General features: G+C 61.9%; 17 protein-coding genes. 9 read left to right on the top strand and 8 right to left on the bottom strand.

Going from position 1 to position 14,865, the window contains the following annotated elements:
* Window positions 1–92: 92 nt before the first annotated feature.
* The 3 genes from QLG10_RS16825 to QLG10_RS16815 form a co-directional block, all read right to left on the bottom strand.
* A complete protein-coding gene (locus QLG10_RS16825; RefSeq protein ID WP_282487714.1) occupies window positions 93–863 on the bottom strand; it encodes a MetQ/NlpA family ABC transporter substrate-binding protein in 771 nt (256 codons plus the stop codon).
* Between the two features lie 70 nt (window positions 864–933).
* Window positions 934–1,599, bottom strand: coding sequence for a methionine ABC transporter permease (locus QLG10_RS16820; protein ID WP_179055821.1), 666 nt, complete (start codon window positions 1,597–1,599; stop codon window positions 934–936).
* Between the two features lie 2 nt (window positions 1,600–1,601).
* Entirely contained in the window at window positions 1,602–2,816 is a 1,215-nt protein-coding gene (locus QLG10_RS16815) for an SfnB family sulfur acquisition oxidoreductase (protein ID WP_282487713.1), read from the bottom strand.
* A 308-nt stretch (window positions 2,817–3,124) separates the two neighbouring features.
* Between QLG10_RS16815 and QLG10_RS16810 the strand changes: the two genes are divergently transcribed.
* The 9 genes from QLG10_RS16810 (at window position 3,125) to QLG10_RS16770 (ending at window position 10,111) form a co-directional block, all read left to right on the top strand.
* Complete coding sequence (locus QLG10_RS16810; RefSeq protein WP_020795964.1) at window positions 3,125–3,583, top strand: VOC family protein; 459 nt, start codon at window positions 3,125–3,127, stop codon at window positions 3,581–3,583.
* A gap of 282 nt (window positions 3,584–3,865) precedes the next feature.
* Window positions 3,866–5,065 (top strand): PepSY domain-containing protein, encoded by a 1,200-nt coding sequence (locus tag QLG10_RS16805; RefSeq protein ID WP_282487712.1) that lies wholly within the window; start codon window positions 3,866–3,868, stop codon window positions 5,063–5,065.
* Window positions 5,062–5,604 carry a thiamine pyrophosphate-binding protein gene (locus QLG10_RS16800; protein ID WP_110749439.1) on the top strand — a complete coding sequence of 181 codons (543 nt, stop codon included), beginning with the start codon at window positions 5,062–5,064 and terminating at the stop codon, window positions 5,602–5,604. The genes QLG10_RS16805 and QLG10_RS16800 overlap by 4 nt, the downstream gene beginning before the upstream one ends.
* Entirely contained in the window at window positions 5,601–5,930 is a 330-nt protein-coding gene (locus QLG10_RS16795; RefSeq protein WP_110749441.1) for a hypothetical protein, read from the top strand. Before QLG10_RS16800 ends, QLG10_RS16795 begins: the two co-directional genes overlap by 4 nt.
* Window positions 5,927–6,499, top strand: a complete 573-nt coding sequence (locus QLG10_RS16790; protein WP_110749443.1) for a DUF6162 family protein — start codon at window positions 5,927–5,929, stop codon at window positions 6,497–6,499. Before QLG10_RS16795 ends, QLG10_RS16790 begins: the two co-directional genes overlap by 4 nt.
* A 35-nt stretch (window positions 6,500–6,534) precedes the next feature.
* Window positions 6,535–7,461, top strand: coding sequence for a metal ABC transporter substrate-binding protein (locus QLG10_RS16785; RefSeq protein ID WP_188265581.1), 927 nt, complete (start codon window positions 6,535–6,537; stop codon window positions 7,459–7,461).
* Window positions 7,458–8,303, top strand: a complete 846-nt coding sequence (locus QLG10_RS16780) for a metal ABC transporter ATP-binding protein (RefSeq protein ID WP_110749447.1) — start codon at window positions 7,458–7,460, stop codon at window positions 8,301–8,303. The genes QLG10_RS16785 and QLG10_RS16780 overlap by 4 nt, the downstream gene beginning before the upstream one ends.
* Window positions 8,303–9,202: a metal ABC transporter permease gene (locus QLG10_RS16775; protein WP_033041974.1), complete on the top strand. Its 900-nt coding sequence runs from the start codon at window positions 8,303–8,305 to the stop codon at window positions 9,200–9,202. Before QLG10_RS16780 ends, QLG10_RS16775 begins: the two co-directional genes overlap by 1 nt.
* Window positions 9,203–10,111, top strand: coding sequence for a zinc ABC transporter substrate-binding protein (locus QLG10_RS16770; RefSeq protein WP_282487711.1), 909 nt, complete (start codon window positions 9,203–9,205; stop codon window positions 10,109–10,111). It abuts the gene before it with no gap.
* A gap of 219 nt (window positions 10,112–10,330) precedes the next feature.
* On the opposite strand, the gene QLG10_RS16765 is transcribed toward QLG10_RS16770, so the two are convergent.
* From QLG10_RS16765 to QLG10_RS16745, 5 genes are all read right to left on the bottom strand, one after another.
* Window positions 10,331–10,558: an MbtH family protein gene (locus QLG10_RS16765; RefSeq protein WP_033041979.1), complete on the bottom strand. Its 228-nt coding sequence runs from the start codon at window positions 10,556–10,558 to the stop codon at window positions 10,331–10,333.
* An 81-nt stretch (window positions 10,559–10,639) separates the two neighbouring features.
* Window positions 10,640–12,052, bottom strand: a complete 1,413-nt coding sequence (locus QLG10_RS16760) for an aspartate aminotransferase family protein (protein ID WP_282487710.1) — start codon at window positions 12,050–12,052, stop codon at window positions 10,640–10,642.
* Window positions 12,053–12,109: 57 nt separating this feature from the next.
* The gene (locus tag QLG10_RS16755; RefSeq protein ID WP_282487709.1) at window positions 12,110–12,592 is read right to left on the bottom strand and encodes a GNAT family N-acetyltransferase; all 483 of its coding nucleotides are present in this window, start codon (window positions 12,590–12,592) and stop codon (window positions 12,110–12,112) included.
* A 196-nt stretch (window positions 12,593–12,788) separates the two neighbouring features.
* Entirely contained in the window at window positions 12,789–14,114 is a 1,326-nt protein-coding gene (locus tag QLG10_RS16750; protein WP_110749455.1) for an ATP-binding protein, read from the bottom strand.
* Window positions 14,111–14,794: a response regulator gene (locus QLG10_RS16745; protein ID WP_110749457.1), complete on the bottom strand. Its 684-nt coding sequence runs from the start codon at window positions 14,792–14,794 to the stop codon at window positions 14,111–14,113. The genes QLG10_RS16750 and QLG10_RS16745 overlap by 4 nt, the downstream gene beginning before the upstream one ends.
* Window positions 14,795–14,865 lie beyond the last annotated feature (71 nt).

Raw genomic sequence — 14,865 nt, 5'->3', positions numbered from 1 at the left:
CCGCTCCCACATTTGACCGCGTTCCTCCGGACAACTCGGTCTAATGTGGGAGCGGGCTTGCTCGCGAAGGCGTCCTTCCAATCGATGAAAATTTAGAACCCCGGTGCGATCTGGCCTTTGTAACGGGTCAGGATGAACTGGCGCACCTCATCGGAGTTCAACGCCTTGGCCAGTTTCTGCAGGCCCGGGTCATTGATGTTGTCCGGCCGTGCCACCAGGAACTCGATGTAAAGGCTCTTGCCCTTCTCCACGATCAAGGCACTGTTGGTATCGATCCCGGCCTCCAGGGCGTAGTTGGCGAAGACGAACGCCAGGTCGACCTGACTCACCGAACGCGCCAGCAGTGCGCCTTCCAGTTCACGGATTTTCAAGTGCCTGGGGTTTTCAACGATGTCCCGCTGGGTCGCCAGGGTGTTGCCGGGGTCCTTGAGTTTGATCAGACCCGCTTCGTGCAAGAGCACCAAGGCGCGACCGGTATTGACCGGGTCGTTGGGGATCGAAACGGTGGCGCCGTCCTTGAGCTCGGCGATTTTTTTGATTTTGGTCGAGTAAGCACCGAACGGCTCGATGTGCACGCCCACCACCGGCACCAGGTCCGTGTGACGGGTCTTGTTGTAGTCATCGAGGAACGGCCGATACTGGTAATAGTTGGCGTCGAGATTCTTCAGCGCCAGTTGCTGGTTGGGCTGGATGAAATCGGTGAACACCTTGATGTCCAGGTCTACGCCTTCCTTGGCCAGCGTCGGCTTGACGAATTCGAGGATTTCCGCGTGCGGCACCGGGGTGGCGCCGACGGTCAGTTTTTCGTTGGCGTGAGCGCTCAACGATATCAAGGCAGCCAGTATGGCCAGGGTCTTTTTCATGCTGTGCTCCATGGCAGATTTCAATGGCCGTCGTGGGGCGGACGTGGGGCCGGTTTTTTGATTTGAATCGTCAGCGGTGGCTGTAACGCGCCACCAGTCGGTCGCCGCTCATTTGCAGGGCCTGGACCAGAATCAACAACAGCACCACGGTGACTACCATCACATCGGTCTGGAACCGCTGGTAACCGTAGCGAATGGCCAGGTCGCCGAGGCCGCCACCGCCGATTACCCCGGCCATTGCCGTGTAATCGACCAGCACGATCGCGGTGACCGTGACCGCCGCCAGCAGCCCTCCCCGAGCCTCCGGCAACAAGGTGTAGCGAATGATTTGCCACGTGTTGGCGCCCATGGCCTGGGTGGCCTCCACCACCCCGCGATCGACTTCGCGCAGCGCGGTTTCCACCAGCCGCGCGAAGAACGGCGTGCAACCAACCACCAGCGGTGGAATGGTCCCCGGCACCCCCAGCGAAGTACCCACCAGCAGGGTCGTCAGGGGGATCAGCACAATCAACAGAATGATGAACGGCAGCGAACGCAGCATGTTCACGATCACCGACAGCACCCGGTAGACACCGACGGCTTCATGCAATTGGCGCTTGCCGGTGAGGAACAGCAGCACCCCCAGCGGCAATCCCAGCAGCACGGTAAAACCCAGGGCCGCGCCGAGCATGCTCAAGGTGTCGAGGCAGGCCTGGCCGATGTCAGCCCAATAAATGTTCTTGAACCATTCGGCCATGGTCACGACCAGTCGTGACGTGGTGGTTTCACGCCATTGAGCAGCCAGTTACCAACCACGTGGTACTTCCAGCGCACCGGGTCATGCAGGGTGTGGACCCGGGCATTGCGCCAGTGGCGATCGAAGTTATGTTTTTTCAGGGTCGAGCGGGTGCCACCGAGTTCGAACAGTTTGTTGGTCGCTTCAATGGCGATTTCCGTGGTCAGCACCTTGGCCTTGGCAACGGCCAGGGAGGCACGGGCAACGTTATCTTCATCGGGGGCCGGACGCGCGGCATCCAGCGCACGACCGGCTCGTTCCAGCAAGGCTTCGGCGGCTTCCAGGCGAATTTCGAGCCCCCCGACCTGAATGATGGTCAGCGGATCTTCGCTGGCCTTTTCCACACCGGCATCGATCCATGGCCGGGCGGACTGGCGGACAAACGCAATGGTATCGCGCAGCGCCGCACGGGCGATGCCGGCATCGATGGCGGCGGTGGTCAACTGGGCGAACGGGCCGGCCAGGGTCGGGTTTTCGTAGGAGCGATAGGTCGGGAACAGGTTGAACGCCGCGACGCGCAGATCCTCGGCCAATACGGTACCGCTGGAGGTGGTGCGCTGCCCGATGCTGTCCCAGTCGTCGACAATCACCAGGCCTGGCGTGCCGCGCTCGACGAAGGCCAACTGGCCCTTTTGCTCTTCATCCAGCGCCAGTACCGCCAGCCAGTGGGCATACAGCGACCCTGTGCAGTAACCCTTGCGTCCGTTGATCACATGGCCGTCACCGTAACGGCGAATGGTCGCCTTGATGTCCTGCACGTTTTTGCCGCCGGTTTCCGACAAGGCATTGGCAAACCGGTGGCCTTGCAGGGCCAGGTCGAAAAAGTGCGCCTGCTGTTGCGGGGTGCCTTGCAGGCGAATGTCTTCGAGCAGGCAATAGTGGTTTTGCGGGATCTGTCCCAAGGACGGATCGGCCGCCGAAATGATCGCAATGACTTGCGCCAGTACCGCACTGGACACCTGCGCGCCACCAAATGCCTCAGGCACGGTGATGCCCCACAGGCCACTGTTGGAATACAGGTCGACGATCTCGGCGGGCACCTGGCGTGTGCGATCGCGTTCCGCATCTTGCTCCAGCAGGATGGCGGCGACCTGTTCAGCTACCCGCAGTGCTTCGGCTTCGTCGGCGATCCGGTGGGCGGCCGGCGGGTTGATCGGATAAACGGCAGATTGGGGCATGCAAGACTCTCGATACCAGTGTTTATCGAAGGTCATTGCAGCTTCCGTGCCTGATGGCGCAGGTCAGTGTTCAAAGGGGGTTCAGGCTATTTCGAAGATTTCTTCGTGACGAAGTCAGGCAATCTGCTGCTTCACTGTTGGTGGCTGAACAGTGTCGATGAACCCTCAGGTTCGGAGCGCGTCGGGACAATCTTTTTGGAAACTTGAAACATGCTGAAGATCAAAACAAAAGATCGCAGCCTGCGGCAGCTCCTACAATTATTCGGCTGGAGAGCGATCTTCAATCCACAAGAAAAGGGAGAACCATCATGAGCGTTAAACCGATTCCAGAGGGTTATCACAGCATCACCCCGTACCTGGGCATTCAAAAAGCCGCCGAAGCCATCGAGTTCTACAAAAAAGCCTTCGGCGCCATCGAGGTCATGCGCCTGGCCATGCCCGATGGCGGCATCGGCCACGCCGAACTGCGCATCGGCGACTGCCCGATCATGCTCGGCACACCCTGCGATCAAGGGCCGCTGAGCAATCCAGACAACTCGCCGTCGGTAGGCTTGCATTTGTACGTGACCGATGTGGACAAGTCCTACAAACAGGCGATCGAGGCGGGCGGCATCGTGGTGTCAGAGGTCAAGGATCAATTCTACGGCGACCGTTCCGGGACCTTGAGGGATCCCTACGGGCACCTGTGGTTCCTGGCCACACGTAAAGAGGATCTGACCCAGGAGCAGATCGAGCAGCGGGCGAAAGAGATGTTTCAACAAGGGTGACACCCTGTTGGCTTGTAGGAGCCAGGCTTGCCGGCGAACTGTTCGCCGCGGTGCACCTGACAGACCGCATTATCGTTCTTCGCGGGCAAGCCTCGCTCCTACGACGAAACACGAAACACGAAACATTTTCTTTCATATCACCCTTCGGGATTTCGGGTGCTCATCCGTCCTATAGAGATGCAGTTCTGTCGCGTGGGCAAAAGCCACGACCGGACCGTCCATGGACCTCATCGCTGCGAAGCCCGTAGCAGAGGTCCTTCATCGATATAAGACGCCTCAATCATGTCGAAGAAATCCCGCTCAAAAATCTGGTTCCTGGTCCACAGCTGGCTAGCACTGCCGATCTGGTTTTTCGTGCTGATCGTCTGTGTGACCGGCACGCTGGCGGTGGTCAGCCAGGAGATCGTGTGGCTGGCTAATCCACAAATGCGTGCCAGCCCACCTGCGGACAACGCGCCACGGCTCAATTACGACCAGATCGTCGCCGCGATCAAGCAAGCCGAACCCGACATCATCGTCGACAGCATCAGCCGCCCCGACGAAGCACATTTCGCGCTGGACGTTCGCGTCAACTACCCCGATGGGCGTGAGTTGACGGTATACGTCAACCCATACACCGGTGCCATCCAGGGCCCCGCGCCGCCATTCAACTTCCAGGCGTTCACCCGTGCCCTGCATGGCTGGTGGTTGGTGCCGTTCACCAACGGCTACAGCTGGGGCTGGTACCTGGTGTCGTTCCTCAGCCTGCCGATGCTGGCCTCCCTGGTGACGGGCCTGGTGGTGTACAAGCGCTTCTGGAAAGGCTTTTTCCGGCCAACTTTGCGCATTCGCCAGGGCGCACGGATTTTCTGGGGAGATTTCCATCGCCTCAGCGGCATCTGGTCGATCTGGTTCATCGCGGTTATTTCCGTCACCAGCACCTGGTTCCTGATCGAAGCGTTCATGTTCGACAACCAGATTTCCATCTCCACCGCGCCGGTAGCGGCGGTGGTCCCGCGTGAAAGCGTGCCGCTCACCACCGATGGATCGCCCACACCGATGATCAGTCTGGAGGCGGCGATCCGCGAGGCCAAGGCGCGCATCCCGGGGCTCGACGAGAGCTTTGTGAGTATGCCGGCCAATGCCTACAGCTACCTGTCGGTGGGTGGGCGCAGTTGGTATCCGCTGATGTTCCAGACAGCCGACATCAATCCCTACACCGGCGAAGTCGCCGCCACGCGCCTGCTGTCGGACCGCTCGAGCCTGGAGTTCGTGACCGAATCCATGCGTCCGCTGCACACCGGTGATTTCGGCGGAATCTGGATCAAGCTGATCTGGTGCTTCTTCGGCCTGCTGTTGAGCATGATGGTGCTCAGCGGCCTGTTGATCTGGACCAAGCGCACCGCCCTGGCCACGGCCAACGCCCTCAAGCGCCGCAACAAACGCCCACGCGACGAGGCTGCTACGGCGAACAGCGCTGGAACCACGGAGATCAGCCAATGAGCCAGGTCCCCACGCAAGCATCCCGTTCGACGCTGAGCCGCTTCTGGCACAAATGGCGCTTCCACATCAACGTTCTGCTGTTGCTGGTGCCGCTGGGTTTCATGCCCAAGTACTTCGCCGATGCCGCGCTGTTTCGCGGTGATACGGGCCTGGGCGAGCGGGAGATCGGCGAAGTCCAGGTCGGACCCTGGAGCCTGCGCCTGGCCGAGCTTCGTAATGAAGCACCACGGCCCGATGGCCCGGCCGGCTACATGAAGAACTTCAACGCCGCGCTGTGCGACAGCTGCCGCGAGCAGGTCAAGGCGACTTACCTGCGCATCGGCAAGCCCCGCAGCCTGCGCGCCGCCGGGGTGATTTTCTTCGGCACGCCCTACCGTATGGGCGCCATGCTGCCGGTCCCGGCAAAAACCAAGGCCGACGCCGAACTGTGGATCACCATGGAAGGCTGGGACGGCTCCATGCATCAGGCATCCATTCCTCTGAGCCAGGCCTCCCCCGCCACCCTCGCCTGGCTGTCCACCCAAGGAGGCAAACCATGATCAACCTCATCCGTCCTGTGAGCGTCGCGTTGCTGGTGTTTTGCGCCGGCTTCAGCGCCAGCGCCCTGGCGCATAATCCGATGTGCGAGTGCAAGGCCATCGACGCCGAGCAGATCAAGTGCACCGGCGGTTTTTCCGACGGCAGCGGTGCACCGGGCGTGACCCTGGACGTGATCGGCTATGACGAAACCATCCTGGTGCCGGGCAAACTCGGGGCCGACTCGACCTTGACCTTCAAGAAGCCCGGTGCCGAGTTCTATGTGCTGTTCGACGCAGGCCCCGGCCACGTAGTCGAGATCGACCAGGCGGACATCGAAAGCCCATGAGTACGCCAACCAGGCACATCGTCCGCCCGGCCGGCGCCGGCCATGAAACCCTCTATGTATTGCTGTTGTGCCTGATGATCCTGGCGGTGGCAGGTTCAGTAGTAGCCTGGCGCGGCGAGTCGCAGCAAGTGAGCAGCGTCAACAGTCATCAACTGGATGCCCGCCGCGATCTGAGCGCTTGCGAACAAGGCATCTACGCCGATTTACGCGTGACGCTGGATGAGATTCACCTGCTGCGCCAGGAACAACACAGCCTGCCGACACCTGAAAGCCTCGCCAATGAAGGATTTGCCCCCTTTGCCCAGGACGCCAGCTCGGTCAGTCGTGGTGGCCATGCCTGGCAGTTGCTCGAGGCCGGGGGGTACTTCGGGCAGAGCCAGAGCGTCGAGGTGGCGGGCTCGTTCCTGATGCGCCTGAGTGCGGACGACGACGCCCCGGACATCTGGCTCAACCGCGCCGCCGACCTCAAGGCTCCTGTCGACCTCAGCGATGCCACGCTTGAAGGCACCGGCTGGCAGCAGGTCGTCGCGCAATTCGATGCCGGCGTGACCCGCCAGCACCGGCACTGAACCCTCGCCTTCATCCGAGAGAAGACCGCTTTCCCATGCCTATTTCATCGCTACGTTCTTTCCTGCGCCTGTCACTGATCGGCCTGCTGGCCTGCCTGTTGCCCTCCCTGGCCAGCGCCGATGAGGCCAAGCGCCTGCGCATCGGCATCACCCTGCACCCGTATTACAGCTATGTGGCCAACATTGTCGGCGACAAGGCCGAGGTGGTGCCGCTGATTCCCGCAGGCTTCAACCCGCACGCCTACGAACCGCGTGCCGAGGACATCAAGCGCATCAGCGGGCTCGACGTGATCGTGCTCAACGGCGTCGGCCATGACGACTTCGCCGACCGCATGATCGCCGCCAGTGAAACGCCGAACGTGCCGGTGATCGAGGCCAACGAAAACGTGCCGCTGCTGGCCGCCACTGGCGTCGCCGCGCGTGGCGCGGGCAAAGTGGTCAACCCGCACACCTTCCTGTCGATCAGCGCCTCGATTGCCCAAGTCAACAATATCGCCCGTGAACTGGGAAAACTCGACCCGGCCAACGCCAGGACCTACACCGAGAACGCCCGCGCCTACGGCAAGCGCCTGCGCAAGATGCGCGCCGACGCCCTGGCCAAATTGACCGCGGCGCCGAACGCCGAGTTGCGCGTAGCCACGGTTCACGCCGCCTACGATTACCTGCTGCGCGAATTCGGCCTGGAAGTGACGGCGGTGGTCGAGCCGGCCCACGGCATCGAACCCAGCCCCAGCCAGCTGAAAAAGACCATCGACCAACTGCGTGAGCTGGATGTGAAAGTGATCTTTTCGGAGATGGATTTCCCCTCCACCTATGTCGACACCATCCAGCGCGAATCCGGGGTGAAGCTGTATCCGCTGTCGCATATCTCCTACGGCGAATACACCGCCGACAAGTACGAAAAGGAAATGACTGGCAACCTCAACACCGTGGTGCGGGCGATCCAGGAGTCCGGGGCATGACATCGAAAGAAACCATCCCGGGCGATGCACAATCCGCTGTGGGAGCGAGCCTGCTCGCGAAGGCGTCCAGTCAGGCGACATCATCATTGAATGACACAGCGCAGTCGCGAGCAGGCTCATTCCCACAGGTTTCGGGCCCGACCCTGGATTTCGCCGATATCAGCCTGACCCTCGGTCGCACGACCATCCTCGACAACGTCACATTTCAAGTGAGGCCCGGTAGTGTGCATGCGCTGGTCGGCCCCAACGGTGGCGGTAAAAGTTCGTTGATCAAGACCCTGCTCGGGCAGATGCCGCACCAGGGCCGCTTGAGCCTGCAATGGCCAGGCGAGCCGGGGACGATCGGCTACGTGCCCCAGGCGCTGGAATTCGATCGCGGCCTGCCAATGACTGTCGACGATTTCATGGCCGCGATGTGCCAGCGACGCCCGGCGTTCCTTGGCTTGAGCAAGCACTACGCGAAGGCGATTGGCGACGCGCTGGAACGGGTCGGCATGCAGGACAAGCGCAAGCGGCGCATGGGCGCGCTGTCGGGAGGCGAGCGTCAGCGCGTGTTGTTGGCGCAAGGACTGATTCCGGCGCCGCAACTGCTGGTGCTCGACGAACCGATGTCGGCCCTTGATGAAGCCGGCATCCGCGTGTTCGAACGCTTGCTGGGCGATTGGCGCGCGGCGGGCATCACCGTGCTGTGGATCGAGCACGACCTGGAAGCGGTCGCACGCCTGGCCGATCACGTCACCGGCCTGAACCGCCGAGTGCTGTTCGACGCCACACCGCAACAGGCCCTGACCCCTGATCGCCTGCTGAGCTTGTTTTCGACCCATCCACGGAGCGCTGCCTGATGAGTTACGAAGCCTTTCGATTGATGGTCCAGGGCTGGGCCTCGTCGGGTTATCTGCCTGAGGCACTGGCCTATGGATTTGTCGTCAACGCCTTGCTCGCCGGCCTGTTGATCGGCCCGGTGCTGGGCGGTCTGGGTACCCTGGTGGTGGTCAAGCGCTTCGCGTTTTTCTCCGAAGCGGTGGGCCACGCGGCGCTGACCGGCGTGGCCATCGGCATCCTCCTGGGGGAACCCTACACCGGGCCATACGGCAGCCTGTTCGGCTACTGCCTGCTGTTCGGCATCTTGCTCAACTACCTGCGCAACCGCACGGGCCTGGCGCCGGATACGTTGATCGGTGTGTTTCTGTCGGTGTCGTTGGCGCTGGGTGCCAGTCTGCTGCTGATCCTGGCGGGCAAAATCAACGTGCACATCCTCGAGAACGTACTGTTCGGATCGGTGCTGACGGTCAACGGCAATGACCTGCTGGTGCTGGCCATCGTCGGTTCGCTGGTCATGGCCCTGGCCTTGCCGCTCTACAACCGCATCATGCTCGCCAGCTTCAACCCGCAATTGGCGGCAGTGCGCGGGGTGGCAGTGAAGTCCCTGGATTATCTGTTCGTGATTCTGGTGACGCTGATCACCGTCGCCGCCGTGAAAGTCATCGGCGCCATCCTCGTTGGTGCGTTGTTGGTGATACCGGCCGCGGCGGCGCGCCTGCTCAGCCAGTCCCTGAAGGGCTTCTTCTGGTGCTCGGTGCTGATCGCCACAGTGAGCACGCTGTGCGGGATTCTCGCACCGATTGTCTTTGACCTGCCGATCCCCTCCGGAGCCGCGATCATCCTGGTGGCCGGTATCGCTTTTGCCCTGGCCGCCATCGCGCGCGGCGTCGTCCCCAGCCTCAAAGGGAACCTTGGATAAATGTCATTTTCTCTGCGACAACTGACCCTGGCGCTCGCCCTGTGCGGGCTGGCCACAACCGCCATCGGCGCTGACAGCAACAAACCGTTGCGGGTGCTGGCTTCATTGCCGATCACCTACGGCCTGGGCGAAGTGCTGCTCAAAGGCACCGATGTCAGCTTGGAGCGCGCGGCGCCAGCCAACCTGCCTGGCAGCCGCCAGACCGCCTACTTCACCGGACGTGGCGCTGCGGCGCTGGCCAAGATGGCGAGCGGCGCCGATGCGGTGATCGGCTTGCGCTCGCTGTGGCCGGACGATCCGCTGTATCCGATCTCCCGGCGCAGCAACATTCGCATCATCGAAGTCGACGCCGCGCGTCCAGTGGATGGCGCCCTGCCCGGCATTGCCGTGCAGCCGGGCAGCAAGGTCGATGGCTTGAACAGTCAGCCGTGGCTGGCCAGTAACAACATGGGACGCATGGCCGACGTGATGGCGGCGGACCTGGTGCGCCTGGCCCCCGCGGCCAAACCTGCGATCGAGGCGAACCTGGCGACGCTGAAACAGCGATTGCTCAAACTCAGCGCCGACAGCGAAGCGCGCCTGGCTGCCGCGGACAACCTCAGCGTGATGAGCCTCAGCGATCACCTTGGCTACCTGATCGGCGGGCTCAATCTGGAGTTGGTTGGGCTCGATGCACGGCCGGATGCCGAATGGACGCCAGAGGCGCTGAAGGTATTGGGGGCAACGCTCAAGGACAACGATGTGGCGGTGGTGTTGCATCACCGGCAGCCCTCAGACGCGGTGAAAGCGGCGATTACGGAGGCCGGGAGTCGGTTGGTGGTGTTGAGTGTCGACGCCGCTGATCCGGTGGCGGAACTGGAAGGAAATGTGGATCTGCTGATCAAGGGGTTGAGCGACGCGTACCTGTAGGAGCCAGGCTTGCCGGCGAAGAACGATAACGCGGTATGACAGATAATCCGCAGCGCCTGGTTCGCGGGCAAGCCTCGCTCCTACAGGCGCAGAACGACAACGCGGTGTGACAGCTGCACCGCAGTGTCTCGTTCGCGGGGCCTCACCGCTCGCACTTACAAAATGAAAAAGCCCGCTGACCTTACCGGTTCAGCGGGCTTTTTGTTTGCGGGCGCTGACTCAGTGCGCCACGGCCACCTGCTCATCCATCTTCTGGCGCAGACTCAGCGGACGCATATCGGTCCAGGTCTCTTCAATATAGGCCAGGCATTCTTTTTTCAGCCCGCTTTTGCCCACGGTACGCCAGCCCTCGGGCACGGCTTTGTAGTCGGGCCAGATTGAGTATTGCTCTTCATGGTTGACCACGACCTGAAAGAGGATGTCCTCACGGTCGAATACTGACGTCATGCTGTCTCTCCATCGCTGCAGGGTCGGCTGTACGCTGTGTGCAGCCGCTATATGGAAGGAACGTTCCAGGGCTCTGGAAATTTAGAGTCTGGCGGTGGCAGCGGCCAAGGCCCTGCCGAAAATCTCGGCCACTTGATCAATCTCCGAGGCGGTGATCACCAGCGGTGGCAGAAAGCGAACCACGGCACCCAGGCGGCCGCCCAGTTCAAGGATCAAGCCACGCTTGAGGCATTCACGCTGTACCAACGGCGCCAGTCGCGCACACGCCGGAGGATGACCCAGGGCATCCGTCACTCCGGTCGGATCGACCAGCTCCACGCCGAGCATCAGGCCTCGACCTCGAATATCACCCAGCTGCGGGAAGTCACGCTGAAGGATGCGCAGGTGCTCGTTCAGGCGTTTGCCCATGGCGGCGGCATGTTCGCAAACCTTGTGTTCGACCAGGTAACGCATCACGGCGGAACCGGCGGCCATCGCCATCTGATTGCCGCGGAAAGTCCCGGCATGGGCGCCCGGCAGCCAAGTGTCGAGCCAGTCGCAATAGACCACCACGGCTAATGGCAAGCTGCCGCCGATTGCCTTGGACAGGACCACCACGTCCGGAATGATCCCGGCGTGCTCGAAAGCGAACATTTTGCCGGTACGGGCAAAGCCGCTCTGAATCTCGTCGACGATCAACGCCACGCCGGCTTTTTCGGTAATCCGGCGCAAGCCGCGCAACCAGTCGAGATCGGCCGGGATGACCCCACCCTCCCCCTGCACCACCTCGACGATCACTGCCGCCGGCAGCTGCACGCCTGCCTCAGGATCGTTCAACAGGTTTTCCAGATAGTGGAGGTTAGCCTTCACCCCCTTAGCGCCACCCAGCCCAAACGGGCAACGGTAATCGTAAGGGTACGGCATGAATTGCACGCCGCTACTGAGCAACGCACCCAGGGGCTTTTTCGGCCCGAGGCTGCCCATCAGGCTCAACGCGCCCTGGCTCATGCCGTGGTAACCGCCCTGGAATGACAGCACGGTGCTGCGGCCGGTGGCCGTACGCACCAATTTCAGCGCGGCTTCCACCGCATCGGTGCCGGTGGGACCGCAAAACTGGATCTTCGCTTGTGCAGCCAAGGCTTTCGGTAACAAGCCGAACAGGTCCTGGACGAATTGATCCTTAACCGGCGTGGTCAAGTCCAGGGTGTGCAGCGGCAGTTCGTCGGCCAGCACGCGCTGGATCGCTTCGATCACCACCGGGTGGTTGTGCCCCAGGGCCAGCGTCCCGGCGCCGGCCAGGCAATCGATGAACGTACGACCTTCAACATCTTCGACATACAGGCCCTTGGCGCGCTTGAGTGCCAGCGGAATACGGCGCGGGTAACTGCGGGCGTTGGACTCCTGCTGGCTTTGACGCGCCAGCAACGGCGATTCGTTGAATTGATAAAGCGTGTCGGCCGGCACCGGAGTGAACCGGGCCGATTGGTCTTGCACAAGCCTGGTAGCGACTGACATCTCTCGACCCCTCAATAAGGTTTTCCTGTTCTGGAAACGCACCGGGAGCCAGAGGATTTAGACCACAGCCAACGCTTTTTGCATGGGAATGGCATAGAGGCCCGCTACCGCGAACGCCTGGGCGTAGGCCCGATAACCCAGGCGCCGGTAAAAGGCCTCGCCGGTGCGGGTGCTGTTGAGTCGTGAATGCCGCAGCCCCTGATTGATCAACCAACCTTCGAGATCGCGCACCAGCGCTTTCCCGATCCCACGACGAAACCATTCCGGCAGTACGTAACAGAACGCTACCTTGCCGTTGCTGGAGGCCATGGCGACACCCACGGGTTTGCCCTGCAAGAGCGCGATGTTCAGGTACAACCGCCGGTCGGTGAACCAGGGAAGAATGTGTTCGATGGTCTTGTTGTGGGTCCAGTTGGCAACGGTTCGCGGGTTGTTGCGGTGGTCGGGCACGCAACCGACCCGGATGGAGCGCTTGATGATGCGACAAATGATGCCGGCGTCCGCCGGGGTTGCCTTGCAGGTGTGTACGGATGCTTCCATGATGCGATCACCTCAATCCATTGAGTTTGAGCAACGATAGTCTTGCGAGGTCCGGGCGGCCAATCTAGAGACGTTACATCTGATGTGTAACACCGGTCCCTGTAGGAGCTGCCGAAGGCTGCGATCTTTTGCTCTTGTTTCTATAAAGATCAAAAGATCGCAGCCTTCGGCAGCTCCTACAGGGGTTTGTGGTGTGCTAGACGGGCTGCAACGGCATCGTCAGTTCCACCCGCAAGCCATCCGGCCGGCTGTCGAAATGCAGGGTACAGCCACAGCGCTGGACGATCGCCTGGACAATCGCCAGGCCGAGGCCGCACCCGTTGCTCTGGCCGTTGCGCCAGAAGCGTTGGGTCAGGTGTTGCAGGTCGTCATCGGCAATGCCCGGGCCATGGTCGCGCACCACGAACTGCACGCGGTTACCACTGGTTTGCAGGCTCAGCTCCACCGGCCCCTCGCCGGGTGTATGGCGCAAGGCGTTGTCCAGGAGGTTGCGCAGTGCGGCAATCGATAGCACCGCGGGCATTTTCACCGGGGCATGGGAGACCCTGGTCGGCAGCTGGAGCCTGATGCGCTGACGATCACCACCGGCCGCATCCTGTATAGCGAGTTTCGCCACCTGCTCGGCACTGCACTGCACTCCATCGTCAAACGACAGGCTGCCCTCGACCCGCGCCAGCAACAGCAGTTGTTCGAGGGTGCGATGCAGACGGTCGGCGCCCTCTTCGGCCCGGGCCAGGGATTGATCCCGTGCCGCGCCTTCGGTCATGCGCGCCACTTGCAGGTGAGTCTTGATGGCGGTCAGCGGACTGCGCAATTCATGGGCTGCGTCACCGGTCAGCCGACGCTCGCGTTCGATGGTCTTGCCGATGCGCTGGAACAACTGGTTCTGCGTGTCGAGCAAGGGCTGCAGTTCACTGGGCAACGGCTGGACCTGCAAAGGCTCAAGCGAGTCAGGGCTGCGGCGCATCAAGGCGTCGCGCATGCGATTAAGCGGCGCCAGTCCCTGGCCGATGCCGAGCCAGAGCAGGCACAGGCAACCGAGCAGTGCCACGCCCACCGGCACAGAAGCGGCCAGCAGGATCGACATGTTCAGCGCCTCGCGTTCGATTTGCCGGTCGGCCGTGGTGATCCGCAGGTCGCCACGGGCCAGGGTGAAGCTGCGCCACGGCGCGCCGTCGATGATCTGGTCGTGGAACCCCATTTTCTCGGCTTCCAGGGTTTGCCCCGGATCACTGTGGCTGCGGGCGAGGATTTCACCCCGCAGCGAACTGACCTGACACGCCATGCCGCCGGGAATATTCAGTTGCTCGGCACTGAAATGGGTGCCCTCGCCCTTGCTCGGCAACGCCGGCAATTGCTCCATGAGCCCGGCGACCATACGTGCCGAGGCCACCAGGCGCTGGTCGAGGGAAAACATCATCTGGTTGCGCAAATCGCTGAGCATCCAGGCCGCTGCCAAGGCCCAGATCAGGGCAAAAGCGCCGCCGAGCGTCAGGCTCAGGCGCAAACGCAGGCTCATCACTTTTTCAGTTCCTCTGCCCCATCAGCCGGGCCCAGGCGATAACCCAGGCCGCGCACGGTCTCGACGATGCCGTTACCGAGCTTGCGCCGCAGGTGATGGATATGGACGTTGAGGGCGTTGCTTTCCAGTTCGTCGTTGAATCCGTAGACGCTGTCTTTCAGCTGCTCAGTGGACAGCACCCGGCCACGGTTGTGCAACAAGGCTTGCAACAGTGACTGTTCGCGCCGGGAAAGGTCTACTGGCTGCCCCCCAAGCATGGTTTCGCGGCTGCTCGGATCGTACGTCAACCGGCCGTGTTCGATCAGGTTGACGCTGCGTCCCGCCACCCGACGCAACAGTGTGTGCAGGCGTGCGGCGAGCTCGCGCAGGTCGAACGGCTTGAGAAGATAATCGTCGGCCCCCGCTTGCAGGCCGTCGACGCGGTCGGTGACCGAATCCCGGGCAGTGAGGATCAGCACCGGGATCTCCAGGCCATGATGGCGCAACTGCTGCAACAGCTTCAGCCCGTCCTCGTCTGGCAAACCGAGGTCGAGGACCATGACGTCGAATTCGGCTACCTTGAGCATCGCCCGCGCCGCAGACGCGGTGGCGACGTGTTCCACGGTCAGGCCCTGGGCTGTCAGGCCAGCGACGATGCCGCTGGCAATCAACTCATCGTCTTCGCAAACCAGTACGTGCATGGAAAGCCTCGTGTAAATAACGCTATTAGGCCGGTGACCGATTAAGCGGACATTATGCCGCAAGTGCCCAA

This window comes from Pseudomonas sp. V98_8, from assembly GCF_029967975.1.
Taxonomy (GTDB): domain Bacteria; phylum Pseudomonadota; class Gammaproteobacteria; order Pseudomonadales; family Pseudomonadaceae; genus Aquipseudomonas; species Aquipseudomonas umsongensis.
The sequence above is the reverse complement of the archived record's forward strand: the minus strand, read 5'-3'. Positions and strand labels throughout refer to the sequence as shown.

Excerpts from the sequence above, each read along its gene's own strand:
- QLG10_RS16810 (WP_020795964.1), top strand. The coding sequence starts at position 3,125 with ATGAGCGTTAAACCGATTCCAGAGGGTTATCACAGCATCACCCCGTAC.
- QLG10_RS16755 (WP_282487709.1), bottom strand. The coding sequence starts at position 12,592 with ATGGAAGCATCCGTACACACCTGCAAGGCAACCCCGGCGGACGCCGGC.
- QLG10_RS16745 (WP_110749457.1), bottom strand. The coding sequence starts at position 14,794 with ATGCACGTACTGGTTTGCGAAGACGATGAGTTGATTGCCAGCGGCATC.
- QLG10_RS16820 (WP_179055821.1), bottom strand. The coding sequence starts at position 1,599 with ATGGCCGAATGGTTCAAGAACATTTATTGGGCTGACATCGGCCAGGCC.
- QLG10_RS16770 (WP_282487711.1), top strand. The coding sequence starts at position 9,203 with ATGTCATTTTCTCTGCGACAACTGACCCTGGCGCTCGCCCTGTGCGGG.
- QLG10_RS16795 (WP_110749441.1), top strand. The coding sequence starts at position 5,601 with ATGATCAACCTCATCCGTCCTGTGAGCGTCGCGTTGCTGGTGTTTTGC.
- QLG10_RS16800 (WP_110749439.1), top strand. The coding sequence starts at position 5,062 with ATGAGCCAGGTCCCCACGCAAGCATCCCGTTCGACGCTGAGCCGCTTC.
- QLG10_RS16760 (WP_282487710.1), bottom strand. The coding sequence starts at position 12,052 with ATGTCAGTCGCTACCAGGCTTGTGCAAGACCAATCGGCCCGGTTCACT.
- QLG10_RS16765 (WP_033041979.1), bottom strand. The coding sequence starts at position 10,558 with ATGACGTCAGTATTCGACCGTGAGGACATCCTCTTTCAGGTCGTGGTC.
- QLG10_RS16785 (WP_188265581.1), top strand. The coding sequence starts at position 6,535 with ATGCCTATTTCATCGCTACGTTCTTTCCTGCGCCTGTCACTGATCGGC.
- QLG10_RS16790 (WP_110749443.1), top strand. The coding sequence starts at position 5,927 with ATGAGTACGCCAACCAGGCACATCGTCCGCCCGGCCGGCGCCGGCCAT.
- QLG10_RS16815 (WP_282487713.1), bottom strand. The coding sequence starts at position 2,816 with ATGCCCCAATCTGCCGTTTATCCGATCAACCCGCCGGCCGCCCACCGG.
- QLG10_RS16780 (WP_110749447.1), top strand. The coding sequence starts at position 7,458 with ATGACATCGAAAGAAACCATCCCGGGCGATGCACAATCCGCTGTGGGA.
- QLG10_RS16805 (WP_282487712.1), top strand. The coding sequence starts at position 3,866 with ATGTCGAAGAAATCCCGCTCAAAAATCTGGTTCCTGGTCCACAGCTGG.
- QLG10_RS16775 (WP_033041974.1), top strand. The coding sequence starts at position 8,303 with ATGAGTTACGAAGCCTTTCGATTGATGGTCCAGGGCTGGGCCTCGTCG.
- QLG10_RS16825 (WP_282487714.1), bottom strand. The coding sequence starts at position 863 with ATGAAAAAGACCCTGGCCATACTGGCTGCCTTGATATCGTTGAGCGCT.